We start from the raw sequence: 18,058 nt of genomic DNA on the forward strand, positions 1-18,058 counted from the left end.
GTCTTTCGGGATCGCGACCGGCAAGGGCAGAGCGGCGCTCAGACCTTCTCTTTCTTCCTGACTTTTTCCTTGGGCTCCACCGGTGCATCGGGTGTCGGCGCCAGCAACTTGCGCAGCGATGCGATCTTGTCCTTCACCAGCGGCCGGAAGCGCGTCGCGCGATAGGGCATATCGGCCGCCCCGTAACCTTCCGGCCCGTCATCATTGCCGCGATGGATTTCCGCGAGCTTCACGCCGATGAACGTGCCGTCGACATAATGGGTATATTCGCCCACCCAGCGGATCGTATAGATCTCGCCTTTGCGGATGAGCTGGTCGATGCTGACATGTTTGAAGGTATCGTTGATGCAGACGACCTTCTGGCCGACATGAAAATCATAGCTCATGGATCCAACTCTCAAACGGCAATCCGCCCCGGCGATCTATAGCGCGCCGGGCCGCCAGGATGAACCATTTTCTGCCGGCGGGCCTATTTGCCGCGACGACAGCCGCACCCGCGCCGCACGGTTCAAGGGGACAGATATCAGTCGCAATAGACCTTGCCGCTTTTGCGGGAGCGCAGATCGAAGTGGAAGTGGTTCCAGTGCTCCGGGTTGCTGCCGGGGCCGAGCACGGTGTTGAAATAGCGGCAGCTGTCGGTGCGCACCGCCTTCAGCAACCGGCCCTCGCGCAGCGAGAACAGGCCCTTTTTGCGCACGTCGATCTCATGGCCGTTCTTCAGCACGAACTTGCCGACGTCGATGGCATTGCCGCGGGCGTGTTCAGACATCGGATTGTATCTCTGCCGGCTGTTGTTCATGCGGCGACAGGAATAGCCGCCGAGCGGCTGGATCGTCCTGATGCCGCTCCAGTAGCGATAGCGGGCAGACGGCGCCAACTCGTTCTTCACCCATTTGGCGAAGGCGAGCGTCACCTGGCAGTTCAGCGTCACCGCCGGCTTGACGCCGATACTGCCGGAAAGCCCCTTCAGCGATACCGGATAGGGCACCTGGCAGGCCGGCCCGTTCGAGATCGGCGGCTTCTCGTCGAAGAGCACGCCCATGCGCTTCAGCTCGCGCCGGCAGGCAAGCTCGGAGGCCGGCATGACGCTCGGATCGACAGGTACCGCTGGCTCGCTCATCATCGGATTGTTGGGACGCAGCATCGCGACCTCTTCGCTTTCATCCTCTTCCGGAACGCGTGTCGGCGCCACGACAGGGCTGCCGTCGTTCCAGGCGGGCGCCCGGCTCATCTGCGCTTGTGCTGCCGGCTGCGGCATCGGTGCGGGCTGGCGAAGCGGCTGGTTCACCTGCGTAGGGCTATCGGTGCCGATGCCGTCAACGACGGGCTCGGTCGCATTGCCCTCGGCGATCTGCTGCTGTTGTTCCTGCGCCAACCCGACGACCGGCTCTGCTCCAAGTTCGTCATCCATATTGACGCCACCGGAAGGGATCGCAAGGTTCTGCGTGCCGCCCCAATTGCCGCTCGGCTGGCCCGCCGCCAGCGCCTCATCGCTGTCGATCATCGGCAGGCGGCCCCCGCGCGCCGCCGCTTGGGAGGGCGCGGCATGACCGGTGCCGGCAAGGTTCGGCGTATTGAGGTAATCGACGGAGCCCTGGCTATTGCCGACCGGCGCATTGGAAACGGGATAGGAGGCCTGGCTTTCCACCGGCGCCATGCGCACCGAGGGCGCCATGCGCGCCGCCGGCGCCCGTGCCGGCGAGATCGAGCTGACCCTGGTGCCGCTGTCGACATTGGCCGGCGGCACCAGCCCATCGCTGATCGAACAGGTCGTCAGCGCCGCCGAAAGCAGCAGGGGCAAAAGGGATCGCCGAGGAAAGGAAACAAACGCCATACTCTTATCGCTTCCGCAGGCCGACTGGGCAGTGACAGAAAAAACTCACTCCAATTTTAATTAAAAACGGTGAATGAAAACTTACCGGCACAATCTGAACGCGACGGAGATGAAAAAGGCCGCTTTCGCGGCCTTTGATCTGTCGGTTAACTCACGCTGCCCGTGTGTACCGGGCTCCGGGCGATTGCCCCGCCCCGCGCAGGCGGAAATTCGAAAGCAGCGTCTTCAGCTGGGTGCTTTCGTCGGCAAGCGTGCGGCTCGCCGCCGTCGTCTCCTCGACCATCGCGGCATTCTGCTGCGTCATCTGGTCCATGTGATTGACGGAACCGTTGATCTCGTTCAGCCCGGTCGACTGTTCGCGGGCCGCCGTCGCGATCGACGCGACGTGGTCGTTGACCTTGTTGACCAGCGCTTCGATCTCCAGCAACGCCTCACCCGTTGAGCGCACCAGCGCCACCCCGCCCTCGACCTCGGTCGCCGACCGGCTGATCAATTCCTTGATCTCCTTGGCCGCATTGGCGGAACGCTGGGCGAGTTCACGCACTTCCTGGGCGACGACGGCAAAGCCGCGGCCCGCCTCGCCTGCCCGCGCCGCCTCGACGCCGGCATTCAGCGCCAGAAGGTTCGTCTGGAAGGCGATCTCGTCGATAACCGAAATGATCTGGTTGATGCGGCTCGACGATTCCTCGATCCGGCCCATCGCCGTCACCGCATTGCGAACGATATCGCCGGAGCGGCCGGCGCTTGCCTTGGTTTCGGCCACCATCTCGCGCGCTTCGTTCGCCCGCTCGGATGCCGTCTTGACCGTCGCGGTGATCTCGTCCAGCGCTGCCGCCGTCTCTTCGAGCGCCGCCGCCTGCTGTTCTGTTCGCTTCGACAGGTTGCCGGTCGCTTCGCTGATGTCGGAAGCGCTGTCGTTGACGACGCGGCTCGACTCGGCGATCGCATGGATGACCCCGTTCAGCGCATCGACGGCGGCGTTGAAATCGCCCCTCAGCTTGGCGTAGTCCTCGCCGATTTCGCCGATCGCAACCGTCAGGTCGCCGCCAGCGAGCTTCTCCAGGCCGACGCCGAGCGCCTGCATCGCAAGGGTCTGCCGCTCCGAGGCCGAACGCAGGCTCGCCTCGTTGCCGCGGCGCTCGTCTTCGATCTGCCGCTGTCTTTCGTCTTCCCGCCCGCGCAGCGCGCTGCGCTCGTCGACGGAATCGCGCAGCACCAGCAGCGCCTTGGCCATCTGGCCGATTTCGTCACGGCACTCGCTGCCGGCGATCTCCACCGATGCCTCTTCGGCGGCGATCGCGTTCATCGCTGTCTTCAGCCGGGCGACCGGCGCCGTCACGCTGCGCACGATGGCATAGGCGATGGCAACCGTGGCGGCCGCGCCGAGCAGGCAGAGCACTGCCGCCCAGATCGCATTCTGGCGATAGAGCGCGGCTAGGTCATCGGCATAGACGCCGGTGCCGACGATCCAGCCCCAGGGCTCGAAACCGGCGACATAGGAATATTTCAGCACTGGCTCATCGGCGCCCGGCTTCGGCCAGTAATAATCGACGAAGCCCTTGCCGTCCTTCTTCACCTTGTTGACGAATTCGACGAACAGGAACTTGCCGTTCGGATCCTTCATCTGCGAGATGTCGGTGCCGTTGAGCGCCGGCTTGATCGGGTGCATCACCATGGTCGGATGCATGTCGTTGATCCAGAAATAGCCGTCGGCGCCGTAGCGCATCGCACCGATCACGTCCTTGGCGGCCGCCTGGGCCTGCTCGCGGGTCATCGTGCCCGCCTGCTCCATCTTGTAATATTTGTCGAAGATGCCGATCGCCGTCGCCTCCATCTTCTCCAGCCCCGCCTTCCGCTCCGCTTGCAGCTCGGAATAGGAATAGTTCAGAAAGAACACCATCGTTGCCGCGAGCACGGCAAGCGTGAAGCCGACGAGGCAGTAAAGGCGTGTGGAAATCTTGATGTTGCGCATGAGGTTCCCGGCGAGTCTTCTATGTGAAATCGTTCACATACTGACCCATCAGAATTACTGGAGCGTAAAGTTTGATTAGAAGACGATTAAATGACGTAAGGGAGGTATTGGCTGCAAAATTCAACCAATTGAAATTGAATGGAATTTAGACCGGTGCCGGTCCGGCATTTTTCCGCCGCCATCTACTCTAAGGACCTGGTAAAGCGGTCTTTTACAGCCTCCAGCCTTTGCACTAGGGTACTCACCAGTGAATCGCCGACCCATGGCCCGCACCAGATGGAGAACCCTTGATGACCGATGCCGCCAAGCCGAGAGGCGAACTGACGCTGCGCACGCTCGCAATGCCGGGTGATGCCAACCCGGCCGGCGATATCTTCGGCGGCTGGGTCATGGCGCAGATGGACCTTGCATCCGGCATTCGCGCCGCCGAGCGCGCCAAGGGCCGCGTCGTCACCGCCGCCGTCAAGGAGATGGCCTTCGAACTGCCGGTCAAGATCGGCGACACGATGTCGGTCTATACCGATATCGAGCGCGTCGGCCGCACCTCGATCACCCTGATCGTCGAAGCTTGGGCGCATCGTGCCCGCTATGCCAAGATGGAGAAGGTTACCGCCGCCACCTTCATTATGGTGGCGCTCGACGAAGAGGGCAAACCGAAGGCCGTCCCCGCGGAGTAACACTCTCGATACCGAGGGATAAGGCATGGAAACGGTCAGCTCGCCGGAGGTCTTCCTTCACATCAAGGTGGTGATGGGCATGGTCATCAGCCTTTCGCTGGCGCGGCTGCTGACTGGCGTCGCCGGTATCGTCCAGCATCCCGGCAAGGCGAAGGTCTATGCCGTCCACCTCGGCTGGGCGCTCTCCCTGTTCCTTTTCATCATCCACATCTGGTGGTGGGAATATCGGCTGCAGGCCGTGCCGGCGATCGGCTTCGGCATCTATCTCTTCCTCGTCTGCTTCTGCAGCCTGTTTTTCCTGCTCTGCGCCCTGCTCTTCCCGGCGAGCCTCGACGAATATGGCGGCTACGAGGAATACTTCATTTCCCGGCGCAAATGGTTCTTCGGCATCCTCGGCCTGATCTATGCCGTCGATATCCTCGACACGGCGATCAAGGGGCCGGAGCGCATCCTGTCGCTCGGCTGGGAATATCCCGCCCGCAACATCGCCTACATCCTGCTCTGCGCCATCGCCGCCTGGACACCCAACCGCCGCTTCCAGACCACCTTCGTTATCGCCAATCTGCTCTACCAGGTCAGTTTCATCTTCCGGCTTTATGATGTGCTGGGGTGAGGAGCGGTCCCGCGAAGCGGGAGCAATCGATCCAGTGAATCGATTGCAGCGACGAACGCCCTGAGCCTATGCGAAGGGCCGGGCAGCGGCTTGCTCCACACACCTGCGTCTCAAGCCCGCGACCTCTCTCCAGCCTCATCCTTGTACGTTGCCGTTGCTGTATAATGCGGCTGTGCGGCGGGGATGCGTGTCATCCTAGGGTTTTGAACTCGCGCCTCAGCGAGCATCTCCGTCGCCATGTCTTCGCTCGAACGGTTGGTTGGGCCTTGAGCCCGCGTTGCAAGGAGGAGCACCCCATGCATGCCCCCAGAACTTTCATGGTCGGTATCGATGTCTCGAAGGCCCATCTCGACGTGGCCGTCGAAGGCAAACGCACCGTTGTCCGCTTCGACAATGATGCAGCAGGCCGAGCCGCACTCGCGGCGGCGGTGGCCGGCGCAGAGCTTGTTGTCGTCGAGGCCACCGGCGGTTACGAGATGGCGACCGTCAGGGCGCTGATGGCCGCCGATAGTCCGGTCGCCGTCGTCAATCCCCGCCAGATCCGCGATTTCGCCAGGGCCAGCGGCCGGCTGGCCAAGACCGATCAGGTCGATGCCCGCGTCATTCTCCACTTCGCCAGAGCGATGCGGCCGGCACAGATCCCCCATATCGACGACGGCCGCATCGCGCTTGCTGCCCTCGTCACCCGTCGCCGCCAGCTCATCGACATGGCAGTCGCCGAGAAGAACCGCCTCGAACATGCCCCGCAAGCCGTCGCCGTGCTGATCGGCGAGACACTCGCCGCCCTCAAGGCCCAGCTCGCCCGCGTCGATGCCGCCATCGCGCTCGCCATCGAGGCCGAGCCCGACATGGCCGCACGCCGCGACCTGCTGCTGACCGTGCCCGGCATCGGCGAGGTCGGCGCCGCCGTGCTCATCGCCGAACTGCCCGAACTCGGCGGCATCGACGACAAGAAACTCGCCGCCCTCGTCGGCGTCGCACCGATGGCCCACGACAGCGGCGCCTGGCGTGGCCAGCGCCACATCGCCGGCGGCCGCGCCACCGTCCGATGCGCCCTCTACATGGCAACGCTCTCGGCCATCCGCTGCAGCCCGGCCATCAAGGCCTTCTACAAAAGGCTGCGCGACGCCGGTAAACCGCCCAAGGTCGCCCTCGTCGCCGCCATGCGAAAACTCATCATCATGATCAACACTATCCTCAAAAGACACACACCCTGGAGCGAGCCGCAACAACACGGTTGCTGAGGTGCCCCGCAGGGGCCTCGAAGGACGGGGCTGGCCACCCGCTTCGCCAAATGGCGAGGCTGGTGTGGTGCCCAGCCACCCGCCCCCGTGGTTCGAGACGGCCCTTCGGGCCTCCTCACCATGAGGGCTGGTCGGTGTGCCGTGCCGCCTCTCCTCACAGTGCCGGTCACTCAGAAGAGGAGGAAAATCGCCGCCCCTTACACCTTCAAAAACTCCGACCCCTTATCAAACCCCAGCCCCGGAAAGATTTTCCCCGTCAGATCATCCACACCGACATCGAACTGCCGATAGAGCATCGCCGCCGCCACCTCGCGCACGTCGGCGGTCGGCATCAGGTCGCGGTCATCGAGCAGTTGGCCGTCGCCGATGCCGGGCCACTTGCCGAGGATGCGGCCGCCGTTGATCGCGCCGCCGGCAAGCAGCGCGCAGCCGCCGGTGCCGTGGTCGGTGCCGGCGGAGCCGTTCTGGCGGGCGGTGCGGCCGAATTCGGTCATGGCGAGCACCACGGTCTTTGCCCAGATCTCGGTCCCAAGCGTCGTCTTCAGCGTGTTGATCGCCTGCACGAGATCCTGTGCCGGCCGCTTGAACTGGCCCGCCTGGCCGATATGCGTATCCCAACCGGTGATCGAGAAACTGGCGATGCGGTAATCGCCCTTCAGCATGTTGGCCGCGAGCGCCGCCACATCGGCAACCTTTTCGCCGCGCTGGCCATCCGGCTCGACCATCATCGAGGCGGCGTCGGCTCGCGTCGCCTCGGCAAGTGCTGCGGCAAACGGCGGGTCGTCCGCATAGAGCCGCGCCAGGAACTGCATCTCGTCGCGCGCCGGCGCCAGATTGGAATCCGAGGCCCAGACGTCGACATTGTTCGGCCCGGAGAGGATCAGCTCGGTCGAGGTGTTGACATCGATCGCCTTGCGCGCATCCGAGCGCGGAATGACCGCAAGTGCCCGGTTCAGCCAACCGGTTTTTTCCTCGGCAACATGTTCACCGCCGGATTCCAGCATGTCCTGCCCGTCGAAATGGCTGCGCTGGTCGCGATAGGGCGTCGACACCGCATGTACGAAGGCAAGCTCCCGGCTTTTCCAGAGCGGCGTCAGATCCGCGGCGGCGGGATTAAGACCGAAACGTCCATCGAGGTCGAGAAGCCCGGTATCGGGCGTCAGCGCCAAGGTCGGCCGGAGCGCGGCGAAGCCGGCATCGCCATAGGGCTGCACCAGATCCAGCCCGTCCATCGCGCCGCGCAGCACGATGGTGACGAAGCGGTTGTCGCCTGGCATCGCCGCGAAGGTGACCGTCGTGAAGACGGGTGCGGCGGCCAGACAGCAGGCCGACGTCAGAAAGCCACGGCGGGAAAGAGAGATCCGGTTCATCGACAGCGTCATGGCGTGGGCCTCCTGAGCAGGTTCCGGAAAAGTGTCCAGCGGTTTTCCGGTCAGAACCTGCGACAAAACAAATGAGCTACGCAGACGAAGCGTTGGCTTGCCAACGAAAGTCTGCTTAGCGGCGGTTGAATTCGGGCGATGCCAGCACCAATGTCAGCCCGCTGATCTTGTTCGGCGCCTGCGACACCACGCGGATCGTCTCGTCACGCGCAGCATCCGCAAGCGTCGACTTCAGGAATTCGCGCGGATCTTCGTCGCGGCCGAACTGGGTGGCGGCCCGCCGTGCCCAGACCAATCGTTCGGCGAGCTGGCTGCCGGTGATCCAGGCGGAAAAACCCTCCTCGAAACCGGCCGGGCTCGGCGGCAGCCAGATCGGCTGGCCCATACGCTTCAGCGCCCCCTGCCCCAACGCCCGCGCCGTCCGGAAGGCTTTGAGCCGCTTGTCCCTCGCCTCGCCGGCGGGGTCCGTCGTCACGGGCGATCCTGCCATGCCAGGCGTATTCGCCGCCATGTCGCCTTCTTCGGTGCCCTGCTGATTGGCCGCCAGGAAGCTGCCGACGACGCCGTTGACCGGCCCCGCATTCAGCGCCCTCAATCCGGCAACGACATAATCGAAGGGCTGACGCGCCTTTGCGCCCTCGTCGCGCCAAGCGGCGGGATGGTCGAGCATGGCGGTGTAGACGGCTGTCAGATCACCGTCCGTCTTCTTCCACGCCGCGGCCATGTCGGACACCAGCCCCTCGTCCGGCTGGTCGGAGACGAAATGCACCGCAAGCTTGCGGCTGATATGCGCGGCCGTCTTCGGATGGACGGAGAGATCGTCGAGCATGTCGAGATAATCGTCGCGCGAGCGCTTGCGCCCGCCATAGCTGACGCCGAGCACCTCATGCGCGCCGGGCTCGGAAATATTCGGCCGGAAGGCGATGTCCATCTCCTTGCGGTCGATGGTCAGACCCGTCAGCACCATGGCCGCCGCCGTCACATCCGCCTGGGTATAGCCGCTGCCGGCGCCGAGCGTATGCAGCTCCAGGAGTTCGCGGCCGAGATTTTCGTTCAGCCCCTTGTTGCGCTTCATGCCGCCGACCGATTCCGGCCCGAGCGAATCCGCCTGGTCGAGATAGATCAGCATGGCGGGATGGGCCGTGGCGCTGCGCAGGAGATCGCCGAACCTGCCCGACATGAACGGCCGGATCGCCTCGGCCTCGTAGAGCGGCACGATCAGGCGCATCGGCAGGCTTTTGTTGGCGCTGGTGGAGAAATGGTCGGTCCAAAAGGTCGAAAGCCGCTCGTAGAAGCCGTACGGCGACAGCACCGCCTGCATCAGCCGCAGGTTCGCATCGTGCTGGAATTGCTGCTGCGCCTGGCGCTGCACGCCCTTGCGCATCTCGCGCCGCGTCGGATCGTCGGTCACCGTGCCGGCGTCCTCTCGGATTTGTTTCAACTGTTCCTGCAGGCTGAGGATCGCCCGTCGGCGTGTATCGGGGCCGCCAAGCGGAAAGTCCGGCGTCGCCGCCATTCCCTTGCCGAGCTGACTGATCAGCTCATCCTTGTTTTGCGGCGGCGCCTCGCCCGGCCGGAAACCATAGCCGAACCGGATCGCTGCCATCGTCGGGAAAGAGAGGCTCATGGCCGGTCAACTCCTGATCACTTGGTAGTGACAGGCTGCCAGCCGATTGCGACGGCAATCTGTAGGAAATGTGGCGATATCCAGACATGGACGATTTGTAATCTGTTGAAAAAATTACAATTTACGCCCGAAAGATGAAGGATGCTCCGATTGCGATGAGCGCAAAGCCGATCGCATGGTTCCAGGTCAGGTTCTCGCCGAGCCAGAAGATCGAGAAGCCGGCAAAGACGATCAGCGTGATCACCTCCTGCATCGTCTTCAACTGCGCCGTCGTATAGACCGCCGAGCCGATACGGTTGGCCGGCACCGCCAGGCAATATTCGAAGAAGGCGATGCCCCAGCTGACGACGATAGCAAGGAAGATGGCGCTGCTCTTGTGCTTGAGATGGCCATACCAGGCGAAAGTCATGAAGATGTTGGAGGCAAACAGCATGATGACAGGCCAGAGGGCGGCGGGAGAAAATGACATGGAATAACTCAGGGCTGTGAAGGAAGAAACCGATCCGGCAGGGAGATGCCGGCAGCCCTTACCTAGCACGCCGCCGCCCGGCGGCAAGCCCCGCATGGCTTGAGAACTGCGCTGAGCCCTTACGACACCGAGACGATGCGGATATCAGGGAGGCTCTGCGGCGGTTCACCTTCCCAGCGCAGAAATTGCACCGAAACCGCACTTTAGAGTGAGCACGGTGCGTCTCTAAAAAAGCCCGTGCATTTTTCCACTTAATGTTGAAACGAATCAACGTGACGGATTAGCTTGCGCGAATACATAGGGGGCGACATGGACACGACACCGCAGATACCGCAATACGCAACTTTGCCTTCCCGCCACTTCTGGCGACGCGCCGTGGCCTGTATCGTCGACATCATCATTTTTCAGGCTGTCATTCTCATAGCCGTTTACTGCATTTCAACAGTTATTCCCCTGGACTTCCGTTTTGCCGGCTGGAGTTACACACAGTGCAGCGTGGAGGTGCCGGATCAGCTTGCAAAGCGAATTGACGTCGGATGGCCGTTGAAACCGGGGGAAGTTCGCATCAATCAGATCTGCGAAGTCAGCCAAATCGGTTCGGAAAAGCAAAGATACCTGCAGACAGGCGTCTCCCGCCAAACGGACTACGGGACATCAGCCCGGTGGCTGGCCGTCCCTGTCGACGCGGACGGCAATCCGGTGGTCGAAACCGAGTCCGTATACCCCAGTTTAATATCCGGCATCGTCAACATTGCACTTCTTGCGTTGGCTTTTGCCTATTTTTCCGCAAATGGCCGCCGCACGATCGGAAAAAAGCTGATGGGCCTGAGAGTCCAATCCGTCGATGGTAAGAACCCCGGCCTTGGCATCGAGTTTAGACGAGAGATCCTGAAATTCTGCCCGTATCTGCTTTTCATCGCTGCCGCTTTTGCGTTGCCGGTCTTTCCCACGGAAGACTTCGACACGTTGCTCCGCATGTCCCACGACGGATACACACTTTTAGACAATGGTGCCGCGGTGTTTTTCGAGATCATCCTGGGTATAGCTGCCCTGATCTGGTGGTTCTTGCCCCTCATCTTCTGGCGAGGACAGACCTTTTACGATCGCATCTGCGCCTGCAAAGTGGTGAAGAGTTGAAACGTTCTGCTGCCTGGGCTGCAAGGCGCAAGGAAAGGCCGGCCAGCTGCTACCGCCGCCGGCCTCTCTGTCAACCGCAGGCAGCGCTAGATTCGCATCGCGCCATGCGGCTCCTCGGCTTCCTCCATGCCGAAGCGAACATCCTTCTTCTCGTAGCCGAAGCCGGCGAGCAGGGCGACGACGAGCGCCACCACCGCCGCGACGATCAGCAGCGCTGAGGCGTAATCGCCGTTCCAGCGGGCGGCGAGCCCCGCCTGCAGCGTGGCGTTGCCAGAGGCCAGCAGGTTGCCGAGTTGATAAGCGAAGCCGGGAAAGGTGCCGCGCACTTCGTCCGGCGACAACTCGTTCAGATGCACCGGCACGATGCCCCAGGCGCCCTGGACGAAGAACTGCATGAGGAAGGCGCCGATGGCGAGCAGCACCGGCCCCGGCGCATAGGCCCAGAGAGGTGCCACGGGCACGGCGATCAGTGCGGCCGTCACAATCGCCCGCTTGCGGCCGATCCGCTGCGACAGAGCCCCGAAGAACAGCCCGCCGCAGATCGCCCCGATATTGTAGACGATGGCGATGGCGCCGACCGTATAGCTCGAATAGTTGCGCTGAGTTTCGAGGAAGGTCGGGTAGATATCTTGCGTGCCGTGGCTGAAGAAGTTGAACGCCGTCATCAAGAGCACCGCCCAGATGAACAGCGGAATATTTTCGCGCAGCACCGTCAGGAACGGCCGGCGCCCCTCGGCCTGCCGTCTCAGAAAGGCGGGGCTCTCCTCGACATTACGCCTTATATAGAGCACCAGCAGCGCCGGGGCCGCGCCGATGAAGAACATGCCGCGCCAGCCGATGACGGGAAAGAGCAGGAAGAACACGACCGAGGCGATCAGATAGCCCGAGGGATAACCCGCCTGCAGGATGCCGGAGACGATGCCGCGGCTTTCCTCCGGCACCGTCTCCATGACCAGCGAGGCGCCGACGCCCCATTCGCCGCCCATGGCGATGCCGTAGAGCGCCCGGAGCACCAAGAACATGGTGAGGCCGGTGGAGAAACCGGTCAGGAATTCGAACAGCGAATAGAGCAGCACATCGGCCATCAGCGTGATGCGCCGGCCATAGCGGTCGGCGGCCAATCCGAAGATCAGCGCGCCGAGGGCCCGCATGGCAAGCGTCAGGAAGATCGCCACCGAGACGGCGGGAACGTCGGTGTGGAATTCCTCGGCGATATATTTGAGAACGAAGACGAGAATGAAAAAATCGAAGGCATCGAGCGTCCAGCCGAGATAGCTGGCGATGACGGTGTTGCGCTGCTGCGGCGTCAGCCGGCGCAGGCTTTCCAAAGCGGACATCTGATATTCCTCCGTCCGAAAGCGGCGGCGAGGCGGGCAATTCCGGATGCCGTCGGAAGGGGTGCCCCAAACGGGCGGGTTGCGGCTGTCAGGGGCTGCGGTTGCGGGAATGCGCACTCGCAATCGGAGACAGCGGAAACAACGGCAGCGATGCTGGCCAAGTTCCATCACGTTTGTCGTGATCGAAGGCCCATGCTGAGGCGGGCACCCCCCGCACGCTGTCTTTCTGACATAGCATGCAGTTATCCTTTGACATCAACCGGAGTCGGGACCGCCAACCTATCTTCCCTCATTCCTGTGCTCGTCACAGGAATCCAGCGCCCCCCAAGTCCTTGGGCGCAAAGACTCCTTGAACTGTTGATTCATTCACGGCGCAGACGCGCCGTGGCTGGATTCCTGTGACAGGCACAGGAATGAGGGAGAGTGGGATAGGCCGCCCCTAATATCTCACGCCACCCTGCCCCGGCACGCCCAAGCCACAGAGGCAAACGACCGCGGTCCATCCGGCTCCCCAGCTTCATAAGCCGCCCTCACCGCCGCATCAACCGCCTCCCGCTTGCCGGCTTCCAACCCCGCGACATACTTGCCGAGCGGCCCCTCGCCGGCGGCAATCGGCTGCCAGTAGTCGTCGAAGGAAAGGTAATCCATCCGGATCAGCAGCGAGGTCTCCTCGACCTCGGCCAAACCTTGCGCAATGAAGCACGCCTTCATCTCCCCCGGCCGCATCATCGGCTGAAAGCAATATTTTCGGCGCAGCGGCAGCGCGTTTTCGTCGAGCATGACGACCGTGTCCCACATCATCCGCATGCCGGACATGCCGCCATAATGATCCCAGACGGCGGCGGCCACTACGCCGTCTGGGCGCACGACGCGCGCCATTTCGGCCACCGCCTTGGCGGCCTCCGGCACGAAATGCAGCACCAGCAGCGACATCGCCCGGTCGAAACGGTTATCCTCGAAGGGCAGCGCGCAGGCGTCGCCCTGCTGGATCGTGATCCGCGGATCGGAATTCGCCCACTTCGCCGCTTCGACGAACACAGGCGAATAATCGATGGCGGCGATCTCCTTCAAGCCTGGTCTTTCCGCCAGCGTAAAAGCCAGGCTGCCGGTGCCGCAGCCGACATCGAGCACACGATCCCCATCCGCGAGACCGGCGAAATCGATCAGCAGCGGCGCCAGCCTCTTGCTCCAGCGCCCCATCAGCCGCTCATAACCATCCGCACTTTCGACATTGAAACTCGACGGCATCGAAGCCTCCCTCTTCAAGAACGATGATCTATCGCCGTAGAGCCGAGCGATCCGTCGCCTTGCGCAAGGCGCGTCGGGCTCTCCGTCGTCCCCGGTTCAGGCCGGGGACGACGGAGAGTGTATCAGGCGGACGCCTTGCCGAGAACGCTCCAGTCGAAGCCGCGCGCCCAATCGGCATAGCTGTGCCAGCCGACATCGGGGAAATCGCGGCGCAGGGCAGCGATGTCGACGTCGTAGCCGGTGCGATCGAACCATTCGAACATCAGCGCCGCGTCCTCGCTCTGTTGCCGCATCGCGGCGATCGGCAGTTCCTGGTAGCGTATCGGCCGATCCAGCGCCTCGGACAGGATCTTCGCCTGCTGCTCGCCAGACAATTCGTCACCGGCAATATCGAAACGCTTGCCGAACACCTGTTCGCGCCGCTCGGCCAGTGCTGCGACGAAAGCGCCGATGTCGTCGATGGTGATCTGCTGCAGCAGCCGGGTCGGCGGCAGGGCCGCGGCATAGACGCCCTGGCGCAGCCCGTCGATCGCCCAGGGCGCCACGGTATTTTCCATGAAGGCGACGGGCGCGCTGATCGTATAGGGAATGCCGAGGCCTGCGATATGCTTTTCGACGAGGTACTTGCTGTCGAAATGCGGAATGCCGGTCTTCTTGTCGGCATTGCCAACGGAGGAATAGATCAGGTGCCCGATGCCGGCGGCCTTTGCCGAATTGGCGACGGTGATGCCCTGGCGCGTTTCCGCCTCCGTCCCGGCCTCGTAGCTGTTGCCCATCAGGAATATCGTATCGACGCCCTCAGCCGCCCTCGCCACGGATGCGCCATCGTTGAGATCGCCGGCGACGACCTCGACCCCGGCCGAGGCCAGCCGCTTTGCGCCATCACCGTCCGGCTTGCGCGAGATCGCCTTGACGCGGTATCCCCGCGCGGTCAGGGCGCGAACGACCGCGCCGCCCTGCTGGCCGGTGGCGCCCGTCACCAGAATGCTTCGTGTGTTGCTCATCTGTCTGCTCCTTGTTGTGAACGATAGAGCAAAGTTAAGGCCTGTCGCATTGAACCATAATAGCTTATAATTGAGAAACATCGTACCACCTCGGGATACAATGCTAGATCTCAACGATATCATGATTTTCGCCCGCGTCATCGAGGCCGGCAGTTTCACCGCCGCGGCGCGCCTGCTCGGCATGCCGAAGACAACAGTCAGCCGACGCATTGCCGCTCTCGAGCGCGAACTCGGCGTGCGCCTGCTGCAGCGCACGACCCGCAGCCTCAGCCCGACGGATGCCGGCCGCCTCTATTACGAGGAAAGCAGCCAGGCGCTCCGCGCGATCGAAGGCGCCAACCTGCGTCTTGCGGAAGCAAGGACGGAGCCCGCCGGCACGATCCGCATATCGGCGCCGGTCGGCTTCGGTGGTCACTTCCTGCAGGATGCGATCTTCGATCTTCTGGCGACCTACCCGAAGTCGAGGGTCGAGTTGCGGCTGACCGACGACAGGCTGAATCTCGTCGAAAACGGCATAGACCTCGCCTTCCGCACCGGCATTCTGGAGGATTCGACGCTGATCGCCCGCAAGCTCGGCTCTACCCATCGCTTGCTCTGCGCGAGCCCCGACTATCTCGCCCGCTGCGGCGCGCCCGATCGCCCGGCAGATCTCGTCCGCCACGACTGCGTTGTCGCCGGCCAATCCACCCATGCGCAATGGCTGCTTGAAGGCCCACACGGACAGGAAACAGTCTCGGTCTCAGGGCGCTTCGCCGCCAATGAAATGCAGGCGGTCATGGCCGCAGCGATCGCCGGTTATGGCATCGCCCGACTGCCCCATGGGGTCGCCAATACCTGCATCAGGGATGGGCGGCTGTGCCGCGTTCTCGACGGTTACACGACCCCGGTCGGCGGCTTGCACGTCGTCTATCCGAGCAGCCGGCACCTGCCGCCTCTGGTCAAGACCTTTATCGAACTCGCCGCCAGACGATTGAACGCGGGAGCCGACGGCCGCGACGACTTCGCCATCATATAGCGGTAAGTCCGTCACACATCCGTCAGCAGCACCTTGCCATCGAGGCTTCCGATCAAAGTCGCACTCGCCTGATTGAGGCCAGCGACTTCCACGGCGCTGCCGTGTGCCTTGAAGCGCTGCACGACCTTGTCGAGCGCCGCAACCGCTGTGATGTCCCAGAAATGCGCTTCGGAGACGTCGATCAGCACGGTCTTGCCGATCGCATCCTGAACGTCGAAGGCGTCGACGAAGACGTCGGCGGAGGCAAAGAACACCTGACCGGAGACGCGGTAGATCAGCCGTCCGCCGGCTTGATCGGGCGCGACGTCGACGCGCAGCAGGCGGGCGACCTTGAAGGTGAAGAACACACCGCTGAGCAGCACGCCGACCGTGACCCCGAGGGCCAGGTTGGTGGTGAAAACGGTGACGACGACGGTTGCCGCCATGACGACGCTCGACGTTCGGGGATGGACCACCACGGCTCGGAGCGACGACCAGTCGAAGGTGTCGATCGACACCATGACCATAATCGCCACCAGCGCGGCGACCGGAACCTCGGAGACCCATGGCTTCAGCAGCACCATCAGGATCAGCAGAAACGCGCCGGCAAACAGCGTCGAGAGCCGGCCGCGCCCGCCATATTTCACATTGCTGACGGTCTGGCCGATCATGCCGCAGCCGGCAATGCCGCCGAACAGACTTGCGGCCGCATTGGCAAGGCCAAGACCGGTGCATTCGCGGTTTTTCGAACTCGGCGTATCCGTGAGATCGTCGACGACGCTCGCGGTCATCATCGATTCCAGCAGCCCGACCATGGCGATGGCAAGCGCCGGACCGGCGATGATCCGGAGGGTTTCCAGCGTCAGCGGCACCGCCGGCCAGCCGAACGTCGGAAGCGAATCCGGCAGCCTGCCGAGATCGGCGACAGTCTGCACGGGAAGCCCGAGCCCGATCGACGCGACGGTCAGGATCAGAATGCAGATCAGCGGTGAAGGGATCGCCGTCGTGATCCGCGGCGTCAGATAGATGATCGCAAGCCCGGCACCCAGCACGGCATATTCCATCCAGCCGGCGCCGATAATGTGCGGCATCTGCGCCGCAAAGATCAGGATGGCGAGCGCATTGACGAAGCCGGTACGGACGGATTTGGAGACGAAGCGCATCAGCACGCCGAGCCGCAGCAGGCCGAACACGATCTGCAGCAGCCCCGCCAGCAGCCCGGCCGCAAAGAGATAGGGCAGTCCATGGGCGTGCACCAGCGGTGCTGCGACCAGTGCGACCGACCCCGCCGCCGCCGAAATCATCGCCGGGCGTCCGCCGGTAAACGCAATGACGATGCCGATGATGAAGGAGGCGAACAGGCCAACCTCGGGATCGACCCCCGCCACGAATGAAAAGGCGATAACCTCGGGGATCAGGGCGAAAGTCGCCACCGCTCCGGCAAGCATTTCGCGCATGGGATTGGCGGACCAATCGCGACGGATGGAGGAAAGCAGCATGGGATGGAGTCTCGCAAAGCATGGCCCGACGCGCTCTGCCGAGCGGTCGCGTGATGACATGCAGGTTTTGCGTTGTCTGGCGGATCGGCGGCCAGAAGAGCCACCCGGGGTCTCACCGGGTCCGTGGTGAATGCCGGTGGTATAGACGAGATTTTTGCCGCAGCGCAACATTCAATTGCGCATGGACAGGCCGAAGCCTCCCTCGCAAGGGCTGTAACAATCGGGAAGCAAAGGCAGTGGCTTCGGCAGACGGGCATTTGGCGGCTACCTTTGAGAGTTACGCAGAGAGATGGCGAGGACGCTACTGCCAGAGGAAGTCCGGGCCCGTGCTCTGGGACGTCAGCTTCAGCCTCCCGTCCGGCTGAACGACATAGGTCTCGAAGACACGGTAGCCGAATTGACCAAGAAAGGTATGTTTGACCACCGTTCCCGGTCGATAGGGTGAATGAACGACCTTTCCGCCATAGGTAAGGCTATCCGAAAGAGGCTGCGGCTCTCCCGCGCCAGCGCAGGCCGTGAGGGTGAGGAGAATGGCGACAAACGCGTGCTTCATCCGGATGATCTCCCTGGAGGGCACCCAATAAACGACGTCAATCCAACCGATCAGACCGCTGCCTTGCTGTCGAAATCCTTGCGTCGGGCCTCTGCCCGCGAAAGCGCGCTGACAATCCTTTCGTCGGTGAAGGGCTTGGATATTACATCGAGCGCCCCCTCGATACCATTGCCGACATTCTCCGGACTGCCGGTCACAAAGATCACGTCCACGCCGAAGCGGTCGATCAGCCGGCGCGCAAGCTGGGCGCCGCTCACCCCGTCGGAGAGGCTGAGATCGACGAGCGCCACATCGCTTCTCGGAGCGTAGGCGAGAGCTTGCTCCACCGTCGAAAGTGGCCCCACGGTCTGGTGTCCGGCCTCTTGCGCAATGCGTTCGAGTTCGAGAGCGATGATATTATCATCTTCAACGATCATGACCTTCATGAATAGCCTCCTTGTCCGGCCGCGGGCACACCGCCGGTAACGG

At 63.0% G+C, this 18,058-nt stretch carries 17 protein-coding genes and 1 other annotated feature; of the genes, 5 read left to right on the top strand and 12 right to left on the bottom strand.

Annotation, left to right across the window (positions count from 1 at the left end; translation table 11 throughout):
- Positions 1–38 precede the first annotated feature (38 nt).
- From CO657_RS11375 to CO657_RS11385, 3 genes are all read right to left on the bottom strand, one after another.
- On the bottom strand, positions 39–386 hold the full coding sequence (locus CO657_RS11375; RefSeq protein WP_012558005.1) for a CAP-Gly domain-containing protein: 348 nt from the start codon (positions 384–386) through the stop codon (positions 39–41).
- A gap of 137 nt (positions 387–523) precedes the next feature.
- Complete coding sequence (locus CO657_RS11380; RefSeq protein ID WP_054185638.1) at positions 524–1,834, bottom strand: extensin-like domain-containing protein; 1,311 nt, start codon at positions 1,832–1,834, stop codon at positions 524–526.
- A 151-nt stretch (positions 1,835–1,985) separates the two neighbouring features.
- Complete coding sequence (locus CO657_RS11385; RefSeq protein WP_054185637.1) at positions 1,986–3,806, bottom strand: methyl-accepting chemotaxis protein; 1,821 nt, start codon at positions 3,804–3,806, stop codon at positions 1,986–1,988.
- Between the two features lie 290 nt (positions 3,807–4,096).
- Between CO657_RS11385 and CO657_RS11390 the strand changes: the two genes are divergently transcribed.
- The 3 genes from CO657_RS11390 (at position 4,097) to CO657_RS11405 (ending at position 6,340) form a co-directional block, all read left to right on the top strand.
- Positions 4,097–4,483 (top strand): acyl-CoA thioesterase, encoded by a 387-nt coding sequence (locus CO657_RS11390; protein WP_003593886.1) that lies wholly within the window; start codon positions 4,097–4,099, stop codon positions 4,481–4,483.
- Positions 4,484–4,508: 25 nt separating this feature from the next.
- Positions 4,509–5,096, top strand: a complete 588-nt coding sequence (locus CO657_RS11395; RefSeq protein ID WP_054185636.1) for a hypothetical protein — start codon at positions 4,509–4,511, stop codon at positions 5,094–5,096.
- Between the two features lie 296 nt (positions 5,097–5,392).
- Positions 5,393–6,340, top strand: coding sequence for an IS110 family RNA-guided transposase (locus tag CO657_RS11405; protein WP_012556863.1), 948 nt, complete (start codon positions 5,393–5,395; stop codon positions 6,338–6,340).
- A 197-nt stretch (positions 6,341–6,537) separates the two neighbouring features.
- On the opposite strand, the gene CO657_RS11410 is transcribed toward CO657_RS11405, so the two are convergent.
- From CO657_RS11410 to CO657_RS11420, 3 genes are all read right to left on the bottom strand, one after another.
- On the bottom strand, positions 6,538–7,722 hold the full coding sequence (locus CO657_RS11410) for a DUF1501 domain-containing protein (protein ID WP_054183473.1): 1,185 nt from the start codon (positions 7,720–7,722) through the stop codon (positions 6,538–6,540).
- 115 nt (positions 7,723–7,837) lie between these two features.
- Positions 7,838–9,349 carry a DUF1800 domain-containing protein gene (locus tag CO657_RS11415; protein ID WP_054183472.1) on the bottom strand — a complete coding sequence of 504 codons (1,512 nt, stop codon included), beginning with the start codon at positions 9,347–9,349 and terminating at the stop codon, positions 7,838–7,840.
- A gap of 121 nt (positions 9,350–9,470) precedes the next feature.
- Positions 9,471–9,818: a DMT family protein gene (locus CO657_RS11420; protein ID WP_054183471.1), complete on the bottom strand. Its 348-nt coding sequence runs from the start codon at positions 9,816–9,818 to the stop codon at positions 9,471–9,473.
- A 309-nt stretch (positions 9,819–10,127) separates the two neighbouring features.
- Here CO657_RS11420 and CO657_RS11425 point away from each other — a divergent pair, with 309 nt between their 5' ends.
- Positions 10,128–10,955, top strand: coding sequence for an RDD family protein (locus CO657_RS11425; RefSeq protein ID WP_054183489.1), 828 nt, complete (start codon positions 10,128–10,130; stop codon positions 10,953–10,955).
- An 86-nt stretch (positions 10,956–11,041) separates the two neighbouring features.
- On the opposite strand, the gene CO657_RS11430 is transcribed toward CO657_RS11425, so the two are convergent.
- The 3 genes from CO657_RS11430 to CO657_RS11445 form a co-directional block, all read right to left on the bottom strand.
- Positions 11,042–12,292 (bottom strand): MFS transporter, encoded by a 1,251-nt coding sequence (locus CO657_RS11430; protein WP_054183470.1) that lies wholly within the window; start codon positions 12,290–12,292, stop codon positions 11,042–11,044.
- 447 nt (positions 12,293–12,739) lie between these two features.
- The gene (locus CO657_RS11440) at positions 12,740–13,540 is read right to left on the bottom strand and encodes a class I SAM-dependent methyltransferase (protein ID WP_054183469.1); all 801 of its coding nucleotides are present in this window, start codon (positions 13,538–13,540) and stop codon (positions 12,740–12,742) included.
- A 122-nt stretch (positions 13,541–13,662) separates the two neighbouring features.
- Complete coding sequence (locus CO657_RS11445) at positions 13,663–14,544, bottom strand: NmrA/HSCARG family protein (protein WP_012558015.1); 882 nt, start codon at positions 14,542–14,544, stop codon at positions 13,663–13,665.
- Between the two features lie 100 nt (positions 14,545–14,644).
- On the opposite strand from CO657_RS11445, the gene CO657_RS11450 reads away from it, so the two are divergent.
- Positions 14,645–15,559: a LysR family transcriptional regulator gene (locus CO657_RS11450; protein ID WP_012558016.1), complete on the top strand. Its 915-nt coding sequence runs from the start codon at positions 14,645–14,647 to the stop codon at positions 15,557–15,559.
- Between the two features lie 11 nt (positions 15,560–15,570).
- On the opposite strand, the gene CO657_RS11455 is transcribed toward CO657_RS11450, so the two are convergent.
- From CO657_RS11455 to CO657_RS11465, 3 genes are all read right to left on the bottom strand, one after another.
- Positions 15,571–17,037, bottom strand: a complete 1,467-nt coding sequence (locus CO657_RS11455) for a SulP family inorganic anion transporter (protein ID WP_054183468.1) — start codon at positions 17,035–17,037, stop codon at positions 15,571–15,573.
- A 70-nt stretch (positions 17,038–17,107) separates the two neighbouring features.
- Positions 17,108–17,163 (bottom strand) — a sequence feature (sul1 is cis-regulatory element that is thought to sense ions involved in sulfur or methionine metabolism; They are found in Alphaproteobacteria).
- Positions 17,164–17,338: 175 nt separating this feature from the next.
- On the bottom strand, positions 17,339–17,590 hold the full coding sequence (locus tag CO657_RS11460) for a hypothetical protein (RefSeq protein ID WP_054183467.1): 252 nt from the start codon (positions 17,588–17,590) through the stop codon (positions 17,339–17,341).
- 50 nt (positions 17,591–17,640) lie between these two features.
- The gene (locus CO657_RS11465; protein WP_054183466.1) at positions 17,641–18,015 is read right to left on the bottom strand and encodes a response regulator; all 375 of its coding nucleotides are present in this window, start codon (positions 18,013–18,015) and stop codon (positions 17,641–17,643) included.
- Positions 18,016–18,058 lie beyond the last annotated feature (43 nt).

This window comes from Rhizobium acidisoli (assembly GCF_002531755.2).
GTDB lineage: Bacteria > Pseudomonadota > Alphaproteobacteria > Rhizobiales > Rhizobiaceae > Rhizobium > Rhizobium acidisoli.